Raw genomic sequence first — 5121 nt, forward strand, 5'->3', positions numbered from 1 at the left:
ACCCCGACCGCCATCTCTTCGCCCGTCGGGGACCATGAGGCGAACGTGACGTTGCCGCCGGTGAACGTAATCTGTTCTGGCCATGTACCGGGATCGGCGACCCTCCAGATCTCGTGGGTCCCTGTGAGATCACATTTGAAATAAAGCGCATCGTCCGGGCCGTACTGTGCACCAGTGATGACCCGGACACGAAGATGTCGGTCAATTGAATACGTGTCCATATAGCTCTGGATAGTGTCACGCAATATAAATTCTTTCTTCATGAGGCTATCGTGGAATTAGAAACAAAGCATTCGTCTTCACTTTATACCCCCTCGTCGGTTGCATCGCAGTAGTGAGTTGCTCCTGTAGTTACTACAACGAAGCCAAAGACGGAACCTATTGCTGCATTCCACGCGTACGCGACACATCTGAGTTCGTGTTCGTAACAAATGCGACACGCTGTCGGTGCGCCGTCCGACTGACGGCGACACCGTCAGTAGCGCCCTCGCGGAGTTTCTGGCCGCGTCGATAGCTTCAACTTCGAAGTCAAGGCGCTCTACGCTGACAGTGAATTCTACGATGGCAAGTATCTCACATTGATGCGGGTGCACAAATCCGATGTTTAATCAGCGGTCTCACGTCCTCTTCCCACAGCTTCTCGCGTAAATCCATCCAGTCGTAACCTTTGTCAGCGGCGAGGCTGTGTGTCGCGCGTTTTCTCGGTCGTACAATGAATGTCGAGAACAGCTTTCGTTTGAGTATCGACGAGAGCCGTCGATTTGAGCGTCTAAACGCGGTGATTCGTGCGACGGAAGTAGTGCTTAGTAGTGTTTTCACGGTCGAAAAAGGTAGCGTCAATGGCGGCGTGACCTGAGAAATCGTGCAGCTACGCCAACAGGTTTAGCAGCACTCGCCAAACCTTCTTCTGAACCTATCAAACGCCTCAACTAGCGTCGAGTGATTAGGGAAATCACCCTCTTCAAGGTCGATATCTCCACAAATATGCGGCATTTTGCTCAGCAGATACAATACGTTGCGGTACAACTCATCGAGGTAAATCCACAGACAGTGCAGCGATACAAGGGCGTAATCGGTGATCCGCACCCCCTTCGGGGGCGGCGACTTCGCCTCGGAGTCCTCAACTGAGTTCTGGGTTGGGGTGGACGACCGCACTAAATAACTCGAGGGCCTACGCGTGGTTATCTCTTCATGGTATGAACATAACATCAGTATCTAATAGAGATTACACACTTAATCTTGTAATGGGGTTGGTCTTACCGGAACGTGATGAAAGCGTCAGCAGCAGAAACTCTCAACGCGTGTGACCTACACAGTCTCGCTAGCGATAAGGGTTAGATTGAGGTAATACGAACTATCGGTGAAAAGCGCAAGACCCAGTGATATATCAGATCTTCCGATTCGCTGACCACGCGCAAAACACCTGTAGGTTGGACTCGATACCATCAAAAGCCGATGTATAAGGCTACTGTTCGTCGACTAAGCACCCACGCGGCGACGACGTGCATGGTGGACGTGGTACTGAGACTTCGAAAATTCGTTGTAAAATGGTCGTTCAGAACATCAAGCGTGCTGTAACATAGCTAAATCAACTGCAGCATGGCAATTCACTAGCCCCTGGGAGCTAAGGCAGCAGCGACCCAGGATATGCTTTCACTATAATATTCACGGACATAACGGCACAAGATATAAACGTTAATGTGAAATTCTTAATATGTGGTACGAAAACACCATAGATTCACTAGGCGAAACGCGATCAAAACAATCGGACTTGCCGGGCTTACACTTAGCGGGGCAAGGGTTGGATCTGCTATGGAGTCTGGGAAGAAAAAGCACGTCTCGAAAGGCCTTGCTAAGAAGGCGGCGCGGCAGCGGCTCGCATTGTCTGCTCAATCTCCCAAATACGCGAGTTGGATCGATGCTGATCTCGGCAAGCCAACGACGTTCTACCTGAAGAACAAAGACAAGGGGCCGAACTACCTGCGTAGTTCCTATGTCTTTCCTGTGTTGAACGGGTCAACGCATATTGGGTATATCACGACATCCGCGCAACGTGACCGACCAGCCATCATTGAGCAATCTACTGCCCCACACCCGCTATCGAAACTCTCTGAAGTTCGTGAGTTCCGCAAGCAGCGTGGTGACCGTGATACTGGTCGCCTGATTCATCATACTGGTACGAAGTACGGTCTCGAGATGCAAGATGGTGCCGTTGTAAACCTACGAGATGGGCAGAAACAGACGGTTGGCAAGGGAACAACTACGGACGCGCTCGCAGCGGATTCAGGGCAGACAAAACGCATCTGGGACGCTGTCGAATCCAGCAATGAATCCCTAAGTACAACAGATTCCACTACCATCCAGCCGACTGCAACTGGCTGGAGTGGCTCGAAGAGTATGGCGTCTGATGTCCCTGCGTATGACCAGACGCTAGAAGACGGTGAACCTCGAGGCGACCCCGGCGGTGGCAGTAGTTCTGGCTATGTTGGGAGCGACCCGGACCCGTGGGGTTACTGGGACGGGTGCTCCCCGATTGCCGCTGCGATGGTTCTCAACTACCACGAAGGGTACTCCCAGAACGGCAGCTACGAAGCGGCCGAAGCAATGATCGACGAACTTCATGATGAGTTCGGTACGTTCGAGACTGACCCCTTCGATGGCGCAACACCACCTGGGTTCATCGATGATGGGATCCGGTCCTACAGCGGTGGAGACAATGATTACGGCTCCAAGTCGATTGCTGTCACGCTTGATCGTGTGTTCGCTGAGGGCGAAATCGACAACGATCGGCCATTCGTCCTCAATATGACCAGCGGTGACACAGCAAGCGGTCGCGACCAACCCTACAATGAACATAGTGTCGCGGGAATCGGGTACGATGCCTCCAAGGATACTCTCGAGCTCTATGATACATGGGGGTACAACTCCCACGACCTCAGCTGGGGTGCATGGCTCGCAGCTACTGTCACGAAGGTTTTTGTCAAGTAGAGAGTTGGGACGACTCACCTCATAGCCCAAAAAACATTTATTGAATAGACCTGAATTATTAGATAATTCATATGAGTGTTGAGTCTCGATATCACGAGTATGGCAGAGCTGTGGAGGCCCTCCTCTCCGCAGCAATCCTGGCAATGGGGATCTCGTTCGTTGCACTCGGTCCAGATATCCCATGGCCACCGATTATCGAACTGGCAGGGACAGGGATTTGGACGTTGGCTCTCCCAATAGGTCTCTTGGCAATTCTAGTGGTATCTAGGCTTGCAACTACTGACAGATCAAACTGGTATACTCAGGCGATTTTCATCGTCTCAGTAGTCACGATTCTTGCCAGTACCTACGCTGTCATTGGCCCGTACATTGATCGTGCCAATCCGCTTCTTAGTGTGTTTCCAGCGTCGGTTCTCGGGGTCATACTAGCGAGTGCCATAGTGATTGATAGTCTTAGTCGGTTTGCCGAAGTTGGCTCATTCTAAACAAAAACGAACAGCGGTCTTTACCACGAATCTCTCAGTCGAGTCGGGCGCTGCTGGGACGTTCACTTGTCGGTACAGCCGACGCTGGCGGATCAAGAACGGAGTAAAAGAGCATCAAGCATGATTTCCTCGCGAAGACTTCCTCGAAGGATTATCGAGTTCGATTATTCTACTTCGTGTTCGTAGTGCTTCTCTATAGCATCTGGCGGCTCACTGACTTTCTGTTGAAAGCTGGGACTGGTGATGAGATGAACTATGCTCCTATTTTGACTGCTGGAGAGTGTGTCGAGTTGGTCTCTTCGGCGCTGCTTCCGCCAGACTAAGTGAACGAACACTCCAGCTTGCCCCCTCGTGAGCGGTGGCACTATTTCTGGGCAGAATGCTTCGGATGATTTCTGACAATCACAGAGGATTAACTGGATTGGACAAGTTTTCTAGCGTATTTTCCCGTAATCTAGACTAACTCAGTAGAAAATCAACGCTAATATTGCCCATCCTCCGAAACTGCGGGGTCGGCCCTTACAAGAATTTTGTATAGCGAAATGCAATATACTACACTATCGGCAATCTACTGCTCAATTTTACTAATCGGCGTTGTGTATAATCCACTCCTACACAAGCCGAAGTATTAACTATCTAGTAGAATATCAGAGGATAGTGAAAATCATCGATTCAAAATCACCCCAACACACGGCGAGTGGGTTACTCCCCGGTGAGAAGGCGTGAATCAGCAGTCCGACTCCCAGGGTTTGAGCGCTGAAGAGACGGCTTCAGAACAAAAGTCGAGAGAACGCCGCTACAAGTGGTCCCAGATGAGCCTCGACGAACTCATAGACGTCTACTGGCAAGACATCGCACCGAAGCGCTATCGTGGTGGGTTCGACGAAGACCGTGACGTTCCAACCTACGACTGGCTCACCGAACACGGATACAGTGGTATCGCGTACGCGTTACGCGAGCATCACGACCTGACGCCGAAGCAGTTCTTCGTCGACGTCGTCGGCCTGGAAGACGAGGGGTCTGACGAGTGGGAGTGGGACGTCAACCACGAGCCTACTGTCAACGCTCTAGAAGTGTACCTCAACTCGATACGAACTCGTGGTGGACGGGCAGAGAGTACCGTCGAGACCCACCGGACGAGGTTAGCGAAGTGGGTTCGGACGTACCGGGAGCTACACGCGTCAGATGCGTTGATCGAACCGCTGTCTGAGTTAGACCAGCAGCCGCGAGAGATAGAACGCTGTCTCGCTGTTCTCGACGTCTTTGACGAGGAGCTATCGACGGATCGGTCGAAGCTCGAATATCTGCACGTTGCCAGAGCGTGGTACGCGTTCGTGAAGCGCCGGAAGTACGCTAAGTACAATCCGCTTTCGGAGGCTGGCGAAGAGTTCGGCTGGGAAGCTACCGAGCCGGACCCACAGGCATTGTCGGCGTCGCAGGTGCGCCGAATCTACGGAGAGGTCGACTCGCCCGAAGCGGAGTTGCTCGTCGTTGCGCTCGCTGGGTGGGGGTTACGGCCTTCGGAAGTCGCTGCGTTGCACGTCGACCAGGTGGTCTTGAATGCTGAGGACCCGCATTTGTCGTTCGGCGATGGCGAGCGAAAGAACGGCCCTGGTGAGGTGACGCTGTTGTATGGCGTCGATGTCGT

General features: G+C 52.3%; 3 protein-coding genes and 3 pseudogenes. 4 read left to right on the forward strand and 2 right to left on the reverse strand.

Annotation, left to right across the window (positions count from 1 at the left end):
• Positions 1 to 221 (reverse strand): annotated as a pseudogene (locus C5C07_RS20235) (S9 family peptidase); the annotation flags it as partial.
• Between the two features lie 364 nt (positions 222 to 585).
• Positions 586 to 1120: pseudogene (locus C5C07_RS20245) on the reverse strand (IS5/IS1182 family transposase); the annotation flags it as partial.
• A 596-nt stretch (positions 1121 to 1716) separates the two neighbouring features.
• Between C5C07_RS20245 and C5C07_RS20250 the strand changes: the two are divergent.
• From C5C07_RS20250 to C5C07_RS20260, 4 genes and pseudogenes are all read left to right on the forward strand, one after another.
• Entirely contained in the window at positions 1717 to 2988 is a 1272-nt protein-coding gene (locus C5C07_RS20250) for a C39 family peptidase (RefSeq protein WP_147302071.1), read from the forward strand.
• A 71-nt stretch (positions 2989 to 3059) separates the two neighbouring features.
• A complete protein-coding gene (locus C5C07_RS21240; protein ID WP_147302072.1) occupies positions 3060 to 3473 on the forward strand; it encodes a hypothetical protein in 414 nt (137 codons plus the stop codon).
• A gap of 10 nt (positions 3474 to 3483) precedes the next feature.
• A pseudogene (locus C5C07_RS22030) lies at positions 3484 to 3796 on the forward strand (transposase); the annotation flags it as partial.
• Positions 3797 to 4285: 489 nt separating this feature from the next.
• The coding region (locus tag C5C07_RS20260) for a site-specific integrase (RefSeq protein WP_115806032.1) at positions 4286 to 5121 on the forward strand (836 nt) is incomplete at its 3' end.

Origin of the sequence: Haloferax sp. Atlit-4N, from assembly GCF_003383025.1 — an archaeon.
In the GTDB taxonomy this organism is placed as follows: domain Archaea; phylum Halobacteriota; class Halobacteria; order Halobacteriales; family Haloferacaceae; genus Haloferax; species Haloferax gibbonsii.